This is a genomic window from Paenibacillus sp. S33 (assembly GCF_053615415.1).
Window position 1 is genome coordinate 1,645,543 of the sequence record NZ_JBSIEZ010000001.1, and the last position, 18,014, is coordinate 1,663,556.

The 18,014-nt window shown below is 45.7% G+C and carries 16 protein-coding genes; 12 read left to right on the plus strand and 4 right to left on the minus strand.

All coding sequences use genetic code 11. The annotated features are described in order from the left end of the window. The first annotated feature begins 10 nt into the window (after window positions 1–10). From ACWGXJ_RS07745 to ACWGXJ_RS07780, 8 genes are all read left to right on the plus strand, one after another. Window positions 11–700, plus strand: coding sequence for a response regulator transcription factor (locus ACWGXJ_RS07745; RefSeq protein ID WP_013309432.1), 690 nt, complete (start codon window positions 11–13; stop codon window positions 698–700). A 1-nt stretch (window position 701) separates the two neighbouring features. Continuing rightward, a complete protein-coding gene (locus ACWGXJ_RS07750; protein ID WP_069291491.1) occupies window positions 702–2,180 on the plus strand; it encodes a sensor histidine kinase in 1,479 nt (492 codons plus the stop codon). 111 nt (window positions 2,181–2,291) lie between these two features. Then, entirely contained in the window at window positions 2,292–3,248 is a 957-nt protein-coding gene (locus tag ACWGXJ_RS07755) for a 4-hydroxy-3-methylbut-2-enyl diphosphate reductase (protein ID WP_013309434.1), read from the plus strand. Between the two features lie 264 nt (window positions 3,249–3,512). Further along, window positions 3,513–4,550 (plus strand): 3-deoxy-7-phosphoheptulonate synthase, encoded by a 1,038-nt coding sequence (aroF, locus tag ACWGXJ_RS07760; RefSeq protein WP_013309435.1) that lies wholly within the window; start codon window positions 3,513–3,515, stop codon window positions 4,548–4,550. A gap of 271 nt (window positions 4,551–4,821) precedes the next feature. Further along, window positions 4,822–6,246 (plus strand): type I glutamate--ammonia ligase, encoded by a 1,425-nt coding sequence (gene glnA, locus ACWGXJ_RS07765; RefSeq protein ID WP_061829159.1) that lies wholly within the window; start codon window positions 4,822–4,824, stop codon window positions 6,244–6,246. Between the two features lie 265 nt (window positions 6,247–6,511). Next, window positions 6,512–7,603 carry a 3-phosphoserine/phosphohydroxythreonine transaminase gene (gene serC, locus ACWGXJ_RS07770; protein ID WP_081112429.1) on the plus strand — a complete coding sequence of 364 codons (1,092 nt, stop codon included), beginning with the start codon at window positions 6,512–6,514 and terminating at the stop codon, window positions 7,601–7,603. Between the two features lie 239 nt (window positions 7,604–7,842). Then, a complete protein-coding gene (trmL, locus tag ACWGXJ_RS07775; RefSeq protein ID WP_452567881.1) occupies window positions 7,843–8,307 on the plus strand; it encodes a tRNA (uridine(34)/cytosine(34)/5-carboxymethylaminomethyluridine(34)-2'-O)-methyltransferase TrmL in 465 nt (154 codons plus the stop codon). Between the two features lie 375 nt (window positions 8,308–8,682). Then, window positions 8,683–8,931, plus strand: a complete 249-nt coding sequence (locus ACWGXJ_RS07780) for an AbrB/MazE/SpoVT family DNA-binding domain-containing protein (RefSeq protein ID WP_013309439.1) — start codon at window positions 8,683–8,685, stop codon at window positions 8,929–8,931. 98 nt (window positions 8,932–9,029) lie between these two features. On the opposite strand, the gene ACWGXJ_RS07785 is transcribed toward ACWGXJ_RS07780, so the two are convergent. Both ACWGXJ_RS07785 and ACWGXJ_RS07790 read right to left on the minus strand, forming a co-directional pair. Next, complete coding sequence (locus ACWGXJ_RS07785) at window positions 9,030–10,097, minus strand: phosphodiester glycosidase family protein (RefSeq protein ID WP_103048231.1); 1,068 nt, start codon at window positions 10,095–10,097, stop codon at window positions 9,030–9,032. After that, the gene (locus ACWGXJ_RS07790) at window positions 10,094–10,501 is read right to left on the minus strand and encodes a hypothetical protein (protein ID WP_061829164.1); all 408 of its coding nucleotides are present in this window, start codon (window positions 10,499–10,501) and stop codon (window positions 10,094–10,096) included. Before ACWGXJ_RS07790 ends, ACWGXJ_RS07785 begins: the two co-directional genes overlap by 4 nt. 275 nt (window positions 10,502–10,776) lie before the next feature. On the opposite strand from ACWGXJ_RS07790, the gene ACWGXJ_RS07795 reads away from it, so the two are divergent. Continuing rightward, on the plus strand, window positions 10,777–11,433 hold the full coding sequence (locus ACWGXJ_RS07795) for a response regulator (RefSeq protein ID WP_452566504.1): 657 nt from the start codon (window positions 10,777–10,779) through the stop codon (window positions 11,431–11,433). Between the two features lie 50 nt (window positions 11,434–11,483). Beyond that, window positions 11,484–12,737, plus strand: a complete 1,254-nt coding sequence (locus tag ACWGXJ_RS07800; protein ID WP_250261955.1) for an aminotransferase-like domain-containing protein — start codon at window positions 11,484–11,486, stop codon at window positions 12,735–12,737. 20 nt (window positions 12,738–12,757) lie between these two features. Here ACWGXJ_RS07800 and ACWGXJ_RS07805 read toward each other — a convergent pair whose 3' ends face one another. Beyond that, complete coding sequence (locus ACWGXJ_RS07805; protein WP_069291494.1) at window positions 12,758–13,591, minus strand: DUF2161 domain-containing phosphodiesterase; 834 nt, start codon at window positions 13,589–13,591, stop codon at window positions 12,758–12,760. A 282-nt stretch (window positions 13,592–13,873) separates the two neighbouring features. On the opposite strand from ACWGXJ_RS07805, the gene ACWGXJ_RS07810 reads away from it, so the two are divergent. Both ACWGXJ_RS07810 and ACWGXJ_RS07815 read left to right on the plus strand, forming a co-directional pair. Next, window positions 13,874–15,769, plus strand: a complete 1,896-nt coding sequence (locus ACWGXJ_RS07810) for a PrkA family serine protein kinase (RefSeq protein WP_165176125.1) — start codon at window positions 13,874–13,876, stop codon at window positions 15,767–15,769. Window positions 15,770–16,064: 295 nt separating this feature from the next. Further along, window positions 16,065–17,087 carry a protoglobin domain-containing protein gene (locus ACWGXJ_RS07815; RefSeq protein ID WP_452566505.1) on the plus strand — a complete coding sequence of 341 codons (1,023 nt, stop codon included), beginning with the start codon at window positions 16,065–16,067 and terminating at the stop codon, window positions 17,085–17,087. A gap of 38 nt (window positions 17,088–17,125) precedes the next feature. On the opposite strand, the gene ACWGXJ_RS07820 is transcribed toward ACWGXJ_RS07815, so the two are convergent. Next, window positions 17,126–18,004: an arylamine N-acetyltransferase family protein gene (locus tag ACWGXJ_RS07820; protein WP_446674349.1), complete on the minus strand. Its 879-nt coding sequence runs from the start codon at window positions 18,002–18,004 to the stop codon at window positions 17,126–17,128. Window positions 18,005–18,014 lie beyond the last annotated feature (10 nt).

Here is an 18,014-nt window from a genome sequence, read left to right on the forward strand (position 1 = left end):
TCGATCGTGTATGCGTTCTACTATTCTAATCATTGATGACGATGAAAAAATTGTTTCCATGCTGCGCAGAGGGCTGGCATTTGAAGGCTATGAAGTGCTGACAGCCGCCAATGGAGCAGAGGGATTAAATAAAATGTTGACAGCTGAGCCTGATGTGGTCGTGCTGGATGTAATGATGCCGCAGGTCGATGGTTTTGAGGTATGCCGTCGTATGCGGGAGGGTGGAAGTACGGTACCTGTTCTGATGCTTACAGCCAAGGATGAGGTTGAGAATCGGGTTAAGGGCTTGGATCTAGGGGCCGATGATTATCTCGTTAAGCCGTTCGCTCTAGAGGAGCTGCTGGCGCGAGTGCGAGCGCTTTTGCGGCGTAAAACCGAACAACAGGACAATAACGGAAATCGGCTTACCTTCGAGGATTTACAACTGGATAACGAATCCCGTGAAGTGGTTCGTGGTGGCAAACGTTTGGAACTGACGGCCAAGGAATTTGAACTGCTCCATTTGTTCATGCAAAACCCGAAGCGTGTTCTGTCGCGTGATCTGATTATGGACAAAATTTGGGGCTATGACTATAGTGGAGAATCGAATGTGCTGGAAGTATATATTGCCATGCTACGACAAAAAACAGAGCAGGATGGCGGTAAACGACTCATTCGTACAATTCGGGGAGCTGGCTATATTTTAAGAGGTGATGTGTAATATGTCTATTCGGTGGCGGCTGACAGCCTGGTATTCGAGCATCTTGGCTATAGTACTAGTCATTTTTGGTCTGGTTACTTACGGACTAGTATATTACTACACATATAATGAAGTGAAAAGTCAGCTTATGACTCAGGCGCCACAGATTAACAAGCAATTACGCCTTATTATAAAAGGGGGATTGTTTGAAGTCCCCAACCTGGATTTGGGATTAGAGCAGGGACGTGGAATAGATGACTCACAGCTCTATGTACAAATTTACAATTATACGTCTGGTGTAACGAAAACGACCCAAAATATGAAAGACCTCAATATCACCTTCCCTGTTCCATCTACAGCGGCAGGAGCAGTTCAAAATGAGGGAATTCGACGTGTGAACGTCAATGGGGATTCCTTTATGATTATTCAACAGCCGATCAAATCCGAGGAGCTGGGCTTGGTGGTCGGGCTGCTACAGGTAGGACAATTCACGGGCTCTCAGGACCGACTCATGAACAGGTTACAAAATGTGCTTGTATACGGCTCGTTGTTTGCATTACTCGCTGCTGCGACTTCAGGTCTCTTTCTGGCTCGCAAGTCTATGAAGCCGCTGGTCAAGGTCATTGAGGGGGCTAATCAGATTCAATCCAGTAATGATTTGAGTGTTCGGATTGAATATGACGGACCACATGATGAAATTGGCCAATTAATCGGGACGGTTAACAACATGCTGGGGCGCACAGAGGTGTTTTACAAGGAGCTGGAAGATGCGTACGGTGCACAGCGCCGTTTTGTGGCTGATGCTTCCCATGAGCTTCGTACGCCGCTAACGACGATCCGTGGCAACGTTGATTTTTTGCTCAAAATGTGGACTACCGAACCAGGAGAGCGACCGAATATGGATGAAGAGATGATTCGCGAGCTTTCTATGGAGGCATTAAATGACATGGCGGATGAAGGCAAACGGATGAGCCGTTTGGTGAGTGATATGTTGTCACTCGCGAGAGCGGACACAGGGAAAACGTTCGATAAGACTCCCGTTGCGCTGGAACCACTTGTAAGTGAGGTTGCCCGTCGTGCTCAGTTTTTAGAGCGAACGGCCGAATGGAATGTGGGAGATTTTTCGTTGCTGAATGGTATTTATATGGATGGCAGCAAGGATTATTTGCAGCAAATGCTATTCATTTTCATTGATAATGCATTCAAATATACACCTGAAGGCACGGTCCGATTTGATGCCATTGTTTATCAAGGACAGGTGGGCCTACGGATCAGTGATACGGGCATTGGAATGGACAAGAGTGAGGTTCCCTTTATTTTTGACCGCTTTTACCGGGCAGATGAGTCACGCGGGGTGACAGAGGGAATTGGGTTGGGGCTATCTATTGCCAAGTGGATTATTGATGAACATCACGGGTCTGTGGAAGTGGTTACGCGCCAAGGAGAAGGAACGACATTTGTCATCTGGCTTCCGGTCAGCTTTTCCGCGCCTTTGGAATAGGTTATAATAGGAAGGCAACTACATCATAGAATTGGCCGGTAAAGGCTAGGATGCCCACAGCTACCGAGTTATCGGAGCTGTATACTGTGTCGAAGAAAGCGGGGGCTCATTTTGGAAGTACTCAGAATTTCGCCCCGGGGTTACTGCTACGGCGTAGTCGATGCCATGGTATTGGCTCGTCAGGCAGCCAGAAATCTGGACTTACCCCGGCCTATTTATATATTGGGCATGATTGTGCATAACAGTCATGTCACCAATTCCTTTGAAGACGAAGGGATTATTACACTGGACGGCCCGAACCGCATGGAGATTTTAAGCCAGGTAGAGAGCGGCACTGTTATCTTCACTGCTCATGGAGTATCACCAGAGGTTCGCAAGCTGGCACGAGACAAGGGGCTGACTACGGTAGACGCGACTTGCCCTGACGTCACAAAGACGCATGATCTGATTCGGGAGAAGTCTGCCGAAGGCTATCAGATTGTTTATATTGGCAAAAAGAATCATCCAGAGCCAGAAGGAGCTATCGGTATTGCTCCTGATCATGTTCATCTGATTGAAAAAGAAGAAGAGATTGACAGTCTTACGTTGCCAGCTGGCAAAATTCTTATCACGAATCAGACGACCATGAGCCAATGGGACATCAAGCACATTATGAAAAAGCTGCTGGAGAAGTTCCCGGGTGCTGAGATACACAATGAAATCTGTTTGGCGACGCAGGTACGTCAGGAAGCGGTAGCTGAGCAGGCTGGACAGGCGGATCTGGTGATCGTTGTCGGTGATCCGCGCAGTAACAATTCAAACCGATTGGCTCAGGTTTCGGAGGAGATTGCTGGTACAACAGCTTATCGTATTTCTGATGTAACCGAGCTGAAGAGAGAGTGGCTTGAAGGTGTAGCCAAAGTGGCTGTGACTTCTGGGGCTTCAACGCCGACACTGATTACCAAAGAGGTTATTACGTATTTGGAGCAGTATGACGCGGCTAACCCGGATACGTGGGAGATTCAGCGAACCATAGATATGAAAAAACTGCTGCCTCCTGTACGAGAGAAGTCAAAAACAACGAAATAGTATGTGATTGATTACAGCCGTTATTCGGATACAACCATCCGGATAGCGGCTTTTTAAATTGTTTTAATTTGTAGATATTATCCGGTTAGCTTCATTAAGTTAGAATATTGAATAAATCGGGATAATTAAGCCTTGACGAGTATAGCTAAAACAGGTATAGTTGCTTTAACGAATAAAAGCTTAAAAGCGAACAAGCGTCTAAGTGTCATAATATTAACCTATAAGTTGGTTTATAAAATATGTTTCATAGAGAGGAAGAAAAAAATGATCGTTATCGCTGGTGTTCAAACACCTGAAGAGCATATTCAAGCTATTGTTGAAGTTATTGAGAAAGAAGGATTGCAGGCTCATGTATCAAGGGGATCGGATCGCACGATCATCGGACTGATCGGTAGCGTAGAGCCCAAGCTGGCTGAACATCTGCGTCAAATGAAAGGCGTAGAAAATGTGGTTAAAATATCGAAGTCCTATAAATTGGCCAGCCGTGATTTTCATCCGGAAAATACGGTTATCTCTATTAAAGGTGTAAATATCGGCGGGGGCGAGCTTGTCATTATGGGTGGACCATGTGCTGTTGAGTCTGCTGCACAGATAGATGAAATTGCCGGATTGGTCAAAGCTGCAGGCGCGCAAGTTCTCCGTGGGGGTGCTTTTAAGCCGCGTACAGGGCCATACAGCTTCCAAGGAACGGGTGTAGAAGGTTTAATCATGATGGCTGAGGCGGGGCAAAAGCACGATCTCTTGACCATCACAGAGGTCATGACACCTGAATACGTAGACATCTGCGCGGAATACGCCGATATTCTGCAAGTAGGTACACGTAATATGCAAAACTTTGATTTGCTGCGCAAGCTGGGTACTTGCGGCAAGCCAGTATTGCTCAAGCGCGGTTTTAGCTCGACTTATGATGAGTTCTTGAATGCTGCTGAGTACATCTTGGCAGGCGGCAATCCGAATGTTATGTTGTGTGAGCGCGGTATTCGTACATTCGAAACCTACACTAGAAATACGCTCGACTTGTCCGCGATCCCTGTTTTGCAACAGTTGAGCCATTTGCCGGTCATTTCTGATCCTAGCCATGGCACAGGTAGACGTGAACTGGTTGTTCCTATGACGAAGGCTTCGGTAGCTGCCGGAGCGGATGGTTTAATTATTGAGATGCATACAGACCCTGACAACTCGATGACGGGTGACGGCGTACAATCCCTGTTCCCAGATCAATTTTCAGATTTGCTAAAAGATTTGGAAATATTGGCTCCTGCTGTGGGGAAAACATTTCACACGCCTACTACCATTGCTTAAAACCAATGTTTAACATTAATGCATAAAAGTTTTGCTGCAACGCAGTAATGAGATTTAAATTGCCTAAAAGCCCGATGTTTCGGGCTTTTTGTGCTATTCAAATGTTATCAAGGGCGTAAGCATATCTAACATTAGTTTAAAAAATACCTTACATAGCTATTGACCCGTGTCATGTTTGAGATTTATAATGACGACAGAAAAAAACATTCGATCATGAACATTTCAGGGTTGTATAAGACTTAATGTTCGGAAAAATTGGGAGGAAGAAGACATGTCCGTTGAAAACGTATTGAAAACAATTCAGGAAAATAATATTGAGTGGGTAGATTTTCGTTTTGTAGATTTGTCTGGTCGTGCTCACCATATTTCATTGCCAGCTTCCGAAGTAGATGAAGAGACATTTGTTAACGGTGTTGCTTTCGACGGTTCTTCCATTCCCGGCTATCGTGGCATCGAGGAATCCGACATGGTTATGCTGCCCGATCCAGAAGCGGTTTTTATCGACCCTTTCACTCAGCATCCTACACTGAATATCCTGTGTGACATTGCTACGCCAGACGGCGAAAAATACGACCGCGATCCTCGCGGCATCGCAAAAAAAGCTGAGGCATTTCTGCAATCGGCAGGAGTGGGCACAGCAGCATTTTTTGCACCTGAGTCCGAGTTTTTCATCTTTGATGATGTACGCTACGAAAGCGGCATGAACAGCTCCTCCTTCTTCGTAGATTCCGAGGAAGCAGCTTGGAACACGAACCGTAAGGAAGAAGGCGGCAACCTGGGCTTTAAAGTGGGGGTGAAGGGCGGATATGTACCTGTAGCGCCAGTAGACACCCAACAAGATATCCGTAGTGAAATGTGCCGTTTGCTTGAAGAAGCAGGTCTGAGAATTGAGCGCCATCACCATGAGGTAGCTACGGCAGGCCAAGCGGAAATCAACTTCCGTTTTGATACACTCAAGAAAACAGCAGACAACCTGCTCGTTTATAAATACATTGTACACAACACAGCTCGTCAATATGGTAAAGTGGCAACATTCATGCCGAAACCGATTTTTGGGGATAACGGAAGCGGTATGCACGTTCACCAATCTATTTTCGATGGCGACACTCCTTTGTTCTATGAAAAAGGTGGTTATGCTAATCTGAGCGAAATGGCTCTTCATTACATTGGCGGTATTCTGTACCACGCACCTGCGTTGATCGCTTTGACCAACCCAAGCACCAACTCGTTCAAACGTCTCGTTCCTGGCTACGAAGCACCAGTTAACCTGGTATTCTCCAAAGGTAACCGTTCTGCGGCTGTACGTATTCCAGTAGCAGCTGTTACTCCTAAAGGCTGTCGGATCGAGTTCCGTACACCGGACTCCACAGCTAACCCTTACCTTGCCTTCTCAGCAATGCTGATGGCGGGTCTGGATGGCATCAAGCGCAAACTGAACCCAATCGAATTGGGATATGGTCCACTTGACAGCAACATCTACGAGCTGTCTGATGCTGAAAAAGGTAAAATTCGTAGCGTACCTGGTTCATTGGATGAGGCTCTGGACGCTCTGGAAGCTGACTACGAATTCTTGACTGAAGGCGGCGTATTTACGAAGGACTTTATTGATAACTATGTGGAGCTCAAACGTTCTGAAGCTAAATCGGTGAACATCCGTGTTCATCCACACGAATACAGCCTGTATTTTGACTGCTAATAAGTCGATAGCATAGCTGCTTTGAATAACAAGCATTAGCTTACGGGTAACAGTTGTTATTCAAAATAGGTCTCCGGTCTTATGCCGGGGACCTTTTAATATTAAAGTGAAAATCACAGAATAAAGATGTTAAATATGTTAACATTCACAACTCTGTCACATCATAAATGAAATTGAAAACATTTTTATACAAGTCTTGAACGCATTTATGAATACTGCTATCATAGCGATAATATCCACACCAGAGTAGAGAAGGGATGGGAATTTGTTGAGTAAGAGAGCCTACAATTTTAATGCAGGACCAGCGGCATTGCCGCTCAAAGTACTAGAACGTGTACAAGCTGAATTCGTAGATTTCCAGGGAACAGGGATGTCGATCATGGAAATGTCTCACCGTGGAGCTGTGTATGAATCTGTTCATAATGAGGCGCAGGAACGCCTGTTATCTCTGCTGGGCAATCCACAAGGCTACAAGGTGTTATTCCTACAAGGGGGCGCAAGTACGCAGTTTGCGATGCTGCCTTTAAATTTCTTGAGCGAAGGACAGACTGGGAGCTACGTAATGACAGGTAGCTGGTCGGACAAGGCATATAAAGAAGCCAAGCTACTGGGCAAGGCTCATGTTGCTGCATCCTCCGCTGATGAGAAGTACATGCGTCTTCCGAATGTGGATTCCTTGGACTTGCCTGAGAATACTGCTTATGTGCATATGACGTCCAACGAAACGATTGAAGGTACACAATTTAAGCAATTCCCGGATACGGGTTCCGTACCCTTGATTGTGGACATGTCCAGTGATATTTTTTGCAAGCCTTTTGATGTTACTCAATTTGGATTGATTTATGCTGGCGCACAAAAAAATCTGGGGCCTTCTGGTGTGACGGTCGTGATTGCCCGTGAAGAGTTGCTGACTTCCTCACCGGACAATATTCCTACGATGTTGCGTTATAGCACATATGAAAAAAATAACTCTCTCTACAATACTCCCCCATCCTTTGCCATATACATGGTGAATGAAGTGCTGAAATGGATTCAGGAAGAAGGCGGTTTGGAAGGCATTGAGCGTGTGAACCAGCAGAAAGCTGCTTTGCTATACAACCGTATTGACAGTAGCGAAGGCTTCTATCGTGGTTGTGTGGACAGCGCTGATCGCTCTATCATGAATGTAACCTTCCGCCTCGCGAACGAGGATCTGGAAAAACAATTTATTAAGGAATCCGAACAGGCCGGGTTTATCGGTCTGAAGGGGCATCGCAGTGTAGGAGGGCTTCGCGCCTCGATCTACAATGCTGTTCCACTGGAGAACTGTCAAGCATTAGCCGAGTTTATGGACGGATTCAAGCAACGTAACAGTTGATTACACGGACATATATTTCGATACACGATATTTGAAATCGAAAATGTAAATGTAGAGCCTTCCCTGAATGTGTATAGGGGAAGGCTTTTAGTGGTGTGGGTTGAAGTTTTTGTCGTTTGATGTTCATTTCTGTCTGATTTTGTTAAAATAAAAGAATGTGTATGTTTTCAATGTATACACTTTGGTTAAACTGTAGGTTATTTGTCTGATGAATTTAATGATGAAGGGAACGAAACGTGATGCCATTACATATTGTGCTTGTCGAGCCGGAAATCCCGGCTAACACAGGGAATATTGCTAGAACGTGTGCTGCAACCGGAACTCATCTACATCTGGTGAAGCCACTGGGCTTCCGTACCGACGATGCTACGTTAAAACGGGCCGGACTTGATTATTGGTATGCTGTCCACATTGAATATCATGAGTCTTTTGCTGAAGTGCAGGAGAAATATCAGGAAGGTCGCTTTTTTTATGCGACGACCAAAGCGAATCAGCGATATAGTGATATTGCATTTCAGGATGGAGACTTCTTGGTATTTGGTAAAGAAACGAAAGGTTTGCCGCCAGAGCTGCTAGCTGCTAATCCAAATACATGCATCAAGATGCCTATGTCAGATAATGTAAGATCTCTAAACTTGTCGAATTCCGCTGCGATTATCGTATATGAAGCGTTGAGACAAATGGATTTTCCAGGTTTATCGTAAAGAACATCGAGTGAACAAGTATAAATGCGAATAAAGAACCAGGACCTTAGTTGGTAATAAAAGTTTCACCTATATTGCTCAAATCTACATGATAGTGGAACTAAATAAGGGTTGTATGGTCAAAAATTTGCGAAATTTCTCAGCGAGGGCTAATGATAATTGGCTTTCCGGTCGATAAAAATATTACAGACATTCTGTACCATACTTTGATATGGTTCATGATTTTATGAAAAAATGTAATAAAATTTCCTGTGATCAGCAGGATTCGACAAAAAGACAGCGAATACTACATAAAGAATAGTGTCTTTGTACCTAGTTTTTCGCATGGTAAGAAATTTGTAAGTTATTACTCAATAGGAGAGGTGTACGATCACGATGAAACCTGCCGGTGTGGTACGTAAAGTTGATCAGCTGGGGAGAATAGTTTTGCCTAAGTCACTGCGTAAAAGATATCAAATGAATGAGGGAGATCCTGTCGAAATTTTGGTTCAGGGTGACCACATTATTTTGGAGCGTTATCGTCCAAAATGTGTATTCTGCGGGTCAGTAGAACAAGTGAACGATTTCAAAGACCGTTATATTTGTGCTCAATGCCTGACAGAAATGACACAGTATTCCTCCTAAATGAGGCAAAAGCATCACGACATTCGTTCGTGATGCTTTTTTTCGGATAGAGCCGTACGTCGGCAAGCATATTTAATTTGTTAGCAGACTACACATAGCTATTTATAGAACAAAAAATGAGTAGGGACTGGACGCAAATTACCATCTGACGGTTTGTTTACGACTCGACCGTTAAGTATAAGCGACGAGGAACCGCCTCCGTCCAAATTATAGGCATCTTGAACACCTAGATTGTACATTTTTCCTTGCAGTTCTTCAAGCGTCGCGCCCGAACCCCCGCTTTCATTGTAGCCGTCTACGACAATAATGAGCAACTGATCATCTTTATAGTTGCCAATAACCGTACGTGGGGCCCGCTTGGGGGAGACTTTCCATTTGTCAGGAATAGGCATTTTTTGTCCCCTTTGCAGCAGGACGGGAACGAAGGTAGCACCAAAGGCAGGCTTTAAGCTGTCAAGAGCACCTTGACTGTAAAATTTGCCGCCGATAAGCTTGCCATCGTTACTCAGTCCGACGAAGGACAAATCCTTAAAACTGGACTGAAAGCCAGTAAGGTAGTGGCCGTTCAAGACAGTAGTGCTTAATGGATAGCGTTTGCCGTCTCCATCCGCAAAGCCGCCTGCATTGATGCCTGCAATAGCTCCGTGTCTCAAGACTGCACGCATGGTGGTTTCGGAGCCACCCAATTTGTCACTTCCCAAAGACATTTTCATAGCAGTAGGATCTTTAAGTTTGACCTTCATAGCGTAGCCATGATAAATTCCCGGGTTTACCTTAAATAATTCAATGGTAATCCGATTGCTATCTACCCGCTCATAGGGAACCCCCAGTTTGGCGGTGATGCGTCGATCATAGATAATCGCGGGCCGCTTGGACTGCGTAGAGGCAGTCACGACAAGCTGATTCATCGTTTGAGTCGTTTGCTTGTATAGCTCAGAAGTCCGGCGAATTGTAGACAAGGTGTATGTTGCCGTTTGCTTGGCTTCATCAAGCTGCTTGCCTACTGATTGCATTTGTAGAGTGACTTCAGCTTTTTGCAGACTCAAAGAAGTAGACCCAGGAAAGCTCAATGAGGGATGCACTAACAAAATATACCCCAACAAACCGATAAAAGGAGCAAGGGCCAACATAAAGAACCGGTTCACTTGTTTTGCGTCTACATTCATTTTAGCAAGTCCATTTTTTTCTGAAGTGTATTGAGTTGCTGCTTGACTTCGTTTAATTGGGTATACAGTTTATTGCTGTTATCGGTCTTATTGTTTGCATTATCCTTCGTAAAGGTCAGTAGTTCATTGAAGGACTGGACTTTTCCCTGCAATCCGCTAACTTCCTTGGAAAGAGCAGCCAGTTGCTTTTCATAGTCAGATTTGAGTGCTTGAATCTGTTGGTCTGTATGGGTTTGCATCTCGTTTAGCATTTGCTGCTTCAAGTGATTGCTATACAGATAGGTTGCGAGAGCACCTAGTATAATAAGAATGAACCAAAATAGCAGAAAAGCCTTTACGGGTAACCCCTTTCTTGAATTGCTCCGCCGAGCTTCGGCAGGAGGACGTTCAGGTGAAGCTTGCATACGATTTTCAACTCCCGTGTAAAGTCAAATTTCCAGTCTTTATTTGCAGTACCAATTCTATCATGGGCCTATTTATTTCGCAAAAGCGAAATAGTCGTATAAAAATATTGGAAAAAGAGATTGCATCGGAAGGAAGTCCTAGGATACAATTTCCTTAAACGTTTTTCGCTTCCTATACGTTCACATTCGCGCAATTTCTACATATGCAATCCCTAATTTTAGAATTATTTTCGCTACTAACTATGTATTTTTTTGTAAACTCAGGAGGTTTAGATATGAGAAAAGTATGGCAGGTGGTCATCATAGATATCCATCCTACAAGTATGCTGGGAACAAAGCTTATTTTGGAAGACCAGCAGGATTTGCTTGTCAGAGGGATGTCTTCCTCCGGAACGGAAGGCTTGGAGCTGGCTTACTCCATTCGACCGGAAATCATTTTAATGGACTACAGGTTGCCTGAGGGAACGGCGGAACCATTTTTGACACAAATGCGGGCCTTGTCTCCAGACAGCCATATTGTTATTATGACGGATGAGGATAATATTACGTTGTTTCAGCAGCTAATTTCGCTCGGAGCAAATGGAATGTTATCCAAACAGGCATCACCGAGCCAGTTAATCCATTTGATCAACGGTTTGCGCGAAGGATTTGCTTCTTTACCAATGGATTGGATTCGGTGTGGAAACTGGCCCTTTATGCCGTTAATGGCATCCGAGCCTTTTGATGAATTGACACAAACCGAAGTGTTTATTATGGAACGTATTGTACAAGGAATTACATATGACAAAATTGCTATCGAGATCGAAGTTAGCCGGCGCTCCATTGATAATTATCTACGTAAAATTTATGCGAAATTAGGCGTGTCCAGCCGGGCGCAGGCGATTGAACGTTATGCCTTATATGCGCGTCAGATGAAGCAGCTATATGCCTGACGCGTCAGCCCGGAGATCATGACCTATTTTTCAGGAGAAGGAGGATGTTCATGCAATATTCCTTTGCTTCACGAACGGCTGCGATGTTGGCTTCTCCAGTGCGTCATATCCGGGAAAATGCGAGAAGACACTCCTTTATATCTCTGGCTGAAGAACTACCTGCACAAGAGCTGTTTCCGGTGAAGCTGCTGGAAGAAGCGGCCCATGATGTGTTTGGCTCCGGCCCTGACGCCCTCCAGTATGGTGAACCGGAGGGCTATTTCCCTTTGCGAGCATGGCTTGCGGGAGAGTGGGAACAGCGTAAAGGAGTAAGAGTACCACCAGGTCAAATCCTCCTCACGACAGGCAGTCAGCAGGCCATTGACCTGATCATAAGGCTGATGGTGGATGAGCGTGATCCGGTATTGGTCGAAAACCCTACGTCTCCTGGATGTTTACAAGTGCTATCTATGCAGGGTGCTCAGATCGTTCCTGTAGAATCAGATGGGGAAGGTGTGATTCCTGATAAGCTTGAAGCTTTGATGATCCGTTATCGACCCAAGCTTTTTTTTGCCACGCCGACGTTTACGAATCCGACGGGCTCCTTATGGAGCGCGGCTAGGCGGCAGGAAATTTTGGACCTGTGCAGGCATCATGAGGTGCTAGTAGTTGAGGATGATTCTTATGGTGAATTGCATTTGAAGCAAAAAAATGAGTTCCATGACAAGAGTCCACATGGTCAGAGTCGAAAATTTGCAGAGACTTACCCCTCTCTATTTGCGCTGGATCATGCGGGTCAGGGCGGCCAAGTGCTCTATATCGGTTCGTTCAATAAAACAGTTGCTCCTGCGCTCAGAACGGGTTGGGCTGCTGGTCCTGCGCCGCTGATTGAAGGAATGTACGCCTTGAAGCAGCTGGCTGATATGCAATCCAGTACGATGAACCAACGGTTGTTGTTCCAATTGCTGACCAGCTCGCGTTTTCAATGGCACGAGCACTTAGCGATGCTGAACAAGGAATATTCGACTCGACTTCAATTAATCTTGGAGCTGCTCAAGCGCCCGTTTTGGAAAGACGTGACGTATCTTATTCCGTCCGGTGGCATGTATGTATGGGTGCAGTTGCCCGATGGGCTGGACAGCGCATTGCTGCTAAAGGCGGCGTTACCCAAAGGCGTAGCCTTTATGCCAGGTGCACTATGTGCGGTTGGCAGTGAAGGCGCGTCCCATATTCGCCTTAATTTTAGCCATCCGGGCCGTGAGCAATTGCTTATGGGCATGAATCTGATCGGTGAAACGATTAGCGAATTTACTGCGCGGAGCTAGCGAAAACCATCCGCCCCATGTCAGTCATCCTCCGCTTCCACAACAACGGTGGAGTAAGTGATTGGCGCTTCCGCAATCTGGAGCTGTCCACTGTCCTCGTCAAGCTCTGCGTCTATTTCAGCGGCCGTTTTTATGCCATGCTCTTGCAGTACTGCCGCATACTCGTTCAGGGCAGCTTCGCCAAACGGAGTCAGTCGATAGCGGCCGCGGGATACGCGCTCAAACCAGCCGTAGTAGTTGTGCTGAAGTACGGCAGCAGCTGTGCTGACGGCTGCTATGCGAGCGAGCTGCGCCGGGGCAGCTTCCCCCAAGCCCTGCAAGGCTGCGGCTACGCGCAGCGCTTTTTCCCGGTAGGCAGTGACCAGCTTGCGTCGGGTGCTGCCGCCGGTATTGTGGTCACCGCTGCGTGCGTGAAATTCCCGCAGCAGCTTTTCCTTGCGCGAGCCGTGGCGTACCGTTGCTGCATTGTGGACATTGTCGCTATGCGCCGCAGGCTTACACAGTACCTCAACGAGCGGCGGCTTCGTTTTAAAATGGGTGACGGTGAGCAAGCCAAGTCCCAACTGGCGGCACAGTCCGACCAGCTCGTTCCAGCGTTGATTCACGGCCCCTTTTTTGGCACGATTTCGTTCTACAGCTACATATACATTGCTGCTTAGTTTCAAACGCTGCATGCCTTGCAGCACAAGCGCCAGGTTAAACGTCTTTTTGATCTCCACAATCAATGGTGTCTGTTGCCCTGGCTTGATACCCACCAAATCGCAGTTGCGCACCTCTCCCTTGACTTCATATCCCAAGTTCTCAAAAAAGGCTTTCACCGGAGCGTACAGCTCCGTCTCATGCCGAACCGCCATGACTTCTCCCGCTCCTTTATCCCATTATTCCGAGCTTATATTGTACCATAATGCGTCAGGTCCGCGTTTTGTTGTATATTTTAGCACAGTGTATCCCTTGGTTTTTTCGAAAAAGCAGAGAGACCTGTCACAAAAAATAGGTCAATTCTGAAATCAATCTGCATAGGTATGTATTACACTTTTTTTAAGGGGATTGCATCATATCCTGAAAGGCGTGACGAGTGTAGCCATAATCATCAGGAGTGGAGGATAGTCATTACGCAGTCATGGGAGGAACCGAGCATGAATATTTTTGAACGCGTTGCGGAGTACCGGGCGGAAAACAACCGTCTGGCCTGGAGCGGCACTTTTAGAGAGTATATTGAGATACTCAAGAAAGACCCGACGCCGGCGATGACAGCTCATGCACGGGTTTACAAGATGATTGAATCTTTTGGTGTAGAAGAGGTTGGGGGACATAAGCGATACAAATTTTTTGAGCAGGAGATCTTTGGACTGGATCGAGCGCTGGAAAAGTTGGTGGAGGAATATTTCCATTCCTCAGCCAGGCGGCTCGATGTTCGCAAGCGTATCCTTCTTTTGATGGGACCCGTTAGTGGGGGGAAATCGACACTGGTCACGTTGCTAAAACGTGGTCTGGAGAAATTTTCAAGAACGGATCAGGGAGCCGTATACGCGATTGAAGGCTGCCCCATGCACGAGGACCCGCTTCATCTGATTCCCCATGAGCTGCGTCCCGATTTTGAAAAGGAGCTGGGTGTACGGATTGAAGGTAATCTCTGCCCATCCTGCCAGATGAGATTGCGCACGGAATTTGATGGTGATATTGAAAAGGTCCGCGTGGAGCGGGTATTTATATCGGAAGAAAACCGGATTGGTATTGGTACGTTCAGCCCTTCTGATCCGAAGTCACAGGATATTGCTGATTTGACGGGCAGCATCGACTTTTCCACGATTACAGAGTATGGTTCGGAATCCGATCCGCGTGCGTATCGGTTTGACGGAGAATTGAACAAAGCGAATCGTGGACTGATGGAGTTTCAGGAAATGCTGAAATGCGATGAGAAGTTTTTGTGGAATTTGCTTTCTCTGACCCAAGAGGGAAATTTTAAGGCTGGGCGGTTTGCGCTCATCAGTGCAGATGAACTGATCGTGGCTCACACCAATGAATCCGAGTATAAAAGCTTTATTGCAAACAAAAAGAACGAGGCGTTGCAATCACGGATGATTGTAATGCCGATTCCTTATAACCTGAAAGTATCTGAGGAAGAAAAGATTTACGCCAAGCTCATTGATCAAAGTGATATGAGACATATCCACATTGCGCCTCATGCGCTGAGAACAGCTGCCATTTTCTCCGTGCTGACCCGCTTGAAGGAGACGAAGAAACAGGGGATGGATCTGGTCAAAAAGATGCGCATGTATGACGGTGAAGAGGTCGAAGGATACAAGGAAGCCGATCTGAAAGAAATGCAAAGTGAGTTTCTGGAGGAAGGTATGTCCGGGGTAGACCCGCGGTACGTCATTAATCGTATTTCTAGTGCATTGATTAAGCAAAATGTGGAATCCATCAATGCCCTGGACATTTTACGAGCAATTAAGGATGGCCTGGATCAACATGCCTCCATCACAAAGGAAGAACGGGAGCGGTATCTGAATTTCATTTCCGTAGCTCGTAAGGAATATGACGAATTGGCGAAAAAAGAAGTGCAGAAGGCCTTTGTCTACTCTTTCGAGGAATCAGCCAAGACGCTGTTTGACAACTATTTGGATAACATCGAAGCCTTTTGCAATTGGGCGAAAATTCGCGATCCGCTCACAGATGAGGAACTCGACCCGGATGAGCGGCTCATGCGCTCTATTGAGGAGCAAATCGGGGTATCGGAAAATGCGAAAAAAGCGTTCCGTGAAGAAATATTAATCCGTATTTCCGCGTATTCTCGCAAGGGACGAAAGTTTGAGTATCATCATCATGATCGGCTGCGAGAAGCCATTGAGAAGAAGCTGTTTGCTGATTTGAAGGATATTGTGAAGATTACGACTTCGACCAAAACGCCTGACGCTAATCAGCTCAAACGGATGAATGAGGTGATTAAGCGACTGATTGAGGAGCACGGCTACACAGGAGCCAGCGCCAACGATCTGTTAAGGTATGTAGGTAGCCTCCTGAATCGGTAAGACGAATAATAAACAAGTACAGTATGGTGAAACCATGGGTTGATCTGGATGGTGTCATACGGTTGTGAGGTATCCGATGAACGTGTTTCGTAGAGGGAATTCGGCAAGCACAGGGGATTTCAGGTGCTGCCGGATTCTTTTTTTGTATCATTAAGCAGTGGAGTTTATATATAATTTTTCTGAAATTGCTATGAAAAAAATCATAATCAATCTTCTGCTTTTTTAACATTTTCTAAAAAGTTGCCGATAAATATGGTAATGTAAAATCTATGTAAACTATTATTTGGAGGAACTTATGATTCATGTCGCGGAGAGTAGATTAAAACAGATACAATATATTGGTATTACTGATGATGATTTGGCTTTATTGCATCATTATCAGGGACTATTCCAATCTATTGTGAATGAGGTGGTCGATCGGTTTTATGAGCATGTAGAAAAGGTTCCGTATCTCATGTCGATTATTTCCAAATGGTCGAATATTGAACGACTAAAACAAACACAACGTGAATACTGGCTTTCTCTCGCAGATGGAAAAATTGATGATCAGTTTATCGAACACCGTCTTTTTGTGGGGCAGGTACATTCCCGAATCGGATTGTCTTCCGATTATTATTTAGGCACGTACATTGCTTATCTTGATATTGCAGTCGACATTTTAAAACGTTCGGGGATAGAGGATTGGTTTTCTATTGTGCATGCTCTTTCCAAAATGTTCAACCTGGATTCCCAGCTTGTACTGGAAGCTTATCAGGAAAAGGAAAAGGAACAAATCAACGAGCTGGCCGACGAACAAACGCAGGTGCTGGCCGTTGTGTCCCGAATTGCGCAAAATTTGACCGGGATGATTGCTGAGCTTAGGGAAAATACGGATAATATCGCGGAGAGTGCCTGCAACACTGCTTCTTCGCAGGAACATACAGAGGAATTGGTACAGCATTTGAGTGACGAGATTAAGCATATTGAGCAGATGAGTGGTACGATCCGGGAACTGTCCGATCAGACTCATCTGCTGGGACTGAATGCGGCGATTGAAGCTGCCCATGCGCAGGAAGCAGGGCGCGGGTTTCAAATTGTGGCACAGGAGGTGCGAAAGCTTGCATCTAATTCGAAGCAAGCACAGGAGCAAATTCAGCGCAAGGTGCTGGATATTGCCCGTATGCTTGACAGTGTGCAATCCGAAACAGCTGTCACAACAGCCAGTGCCCGGCAACAGGCTTCCAGCTCAGAGGAATTGGCTTCGTTCACAAAGCTGATCGAAAACATGGTGAAGGAATTGGAAATGCTGCAGCACTCCTCGGAAATGCTAAAGGTGTAAGATGTGGCTTGAAGGCTATCCTTACGTTGGAGGCTTCACTACTGTAACGATTCAGTCATAGACTTTTTCCATTCTATATGAGCCGCAAGTACTCTTTTCCATAACTCGTCCCGTTCCTGGCGACTGTAGTTAACGAGCGGCTCGCCAAATACATCTGCCAACACTTCCAGCCACTGCGACTTCTTATCCAGTTCTATTTTTTCCAAACTGTGTAGCCCGCGTCTTTTCCAAATACATCCTCTGAGTTCATTCGCCTCTAATGCTTGCCTTTGCCGAATCAGAAACAGGTTAAACCATGGAGATTCCGCTGAGCGGCTATAGAAATGATGTTTCGGCATAAATTCTTCCAAATCCTGAACAACCGCAGGGGCAAAATCAACGCCAACAAATGAAGCAAGCGAGTCATGCTCTAAGCGCCAACCTTTTGTAACAACTCCGGATTCCATAACTTTATAATGAAGAGGGGCTTGTTCATAAGTCCCCATACGGAGTGGAAGAGGCTCATATGGCATATCGCCTAGCCCGACATCAACGATCCATACTTCATCTTCATGATGCTCATTTAGCAAGTTCACTGTTAGTCCAAGATGAAATGAATTAATGCGTGGTTCAGCTCCCAGAGGTTGTACCCCGGCACGATGCAGAGAGACTTTGTACCCTAGTGAATATAGTAGTGCACTAAAGGCACCATTCAGATGAAAACAATAACCACTTCTCCCATGTAGAATGAGTTGAACGGATTCTTGAAAGCCAATGGCTGCCGGCTTCCTTGCAAAAATGTCCAATGTTTGCCATGAAAGATGTTTTACATGAGCCTTATGCAGTTCAACTAAATAGGAAAGGGTAGGAGGCTGAATTTCGGGAATTCCGATTCTGTTTAAATAAGCTTTTATTTCTTCTTTTGTCATGGTGTACATGTACCATCAC

Coding starts and splice junctions, on each gene's coding strand:
- ACWGXJ_RS07745 (WP_013309432.1), top strand. CDS start 11: ATGCGTTCTACTATTCTAATCATTGATGACGATGAAAAAATTGTTTCC.
- ACWGXJ_RS07750 (WP_069291491.1), top strand. CDS start 702: ATGTCTATTCGGTGGCGGCTGACAGCCTGGTATTCGAGCATCTTGGCT.
- aroF (WP_013309435.1), top strand. CDS start 3,513: ATGATCGTTATCGCTGGTGTTCAAACACCTGAAGAGCATATTCAAGCT.
- glnA (WP_061829159.1), top strand. CDS start 4,822: ATGTCCGTTGAAAACGTATTGAAAACAATTCAGGAAAATAATATTGAG.
- trmL (WP_452567881.1), top strand. CDS start 7,843: ATGCCATTACATATTGTGCTTGTCGAGCCGGAAATCCCGGCTAACACA.
- ACWGXJ_RS07780 (WP_013309439.1), top strand. CDS start 8,683: ATGAAACCTGCCGGTGTGGTACGTAAAGTTGATCAGCTGGGGAGAATA.
- ACWGXJ_RS07785 (WP_103048231.1), bottom strand. CDS start 10,097: ATGAATGTAGACGCAAAACAAGTGAACCGGTTCTTTATGTTGGCCCTT.
- ACWGXJ_RS07790 (WP_061829164.1), bottom strand. CDS start 10,501: ATGCAAGCTTCACCTGAACGTCCTCCTGCCGAAGCTCGGCGGAGCAAT.
- ACWGXJ_RS07795 (WP_452566504.1), top strand. CDS start 10,777: ATGAGAAAAGTATGGCAGGTGGTCATCATAGATATCCATCCTACAAGT.
- ACWGXJ_RS07800 (WP_250261955.1), top strand. CDS start 11,484: ATGCAATATTCCTTTGCTTCACGAACGGCTGCGATGTTGGCTTCTCCA.
- ACWGXJ_RS07805 (WP_069291494.1), bottom strand. CDS start 13,591: ATGGCGGTTCGGCATGAGACGGAGCTGTACGCTCCGGTGAAAGCCTTT.
- ACWGXJ_RS07810 (WP_165176125.1), top strand. CDS start 13,874: ATGAATATTTTTGAACGCGTTGCGGAGTACCGGGCGGAAAACAACCGT.
- ACWGXJ_RS07815 (WP_452566505.1), top strand. CDS start 16,065: ATGATTCATGTCGCGGAGAGTAGATTAAAACAGATACAATATATTGGT.
- ACWGXJ_RS07820 (WP_446674349.1), bottom strand. CDS start 18,004: ATGTACACCATGACAAAAGAAGAAATAAAAGCTTATTTAAACAGAATC.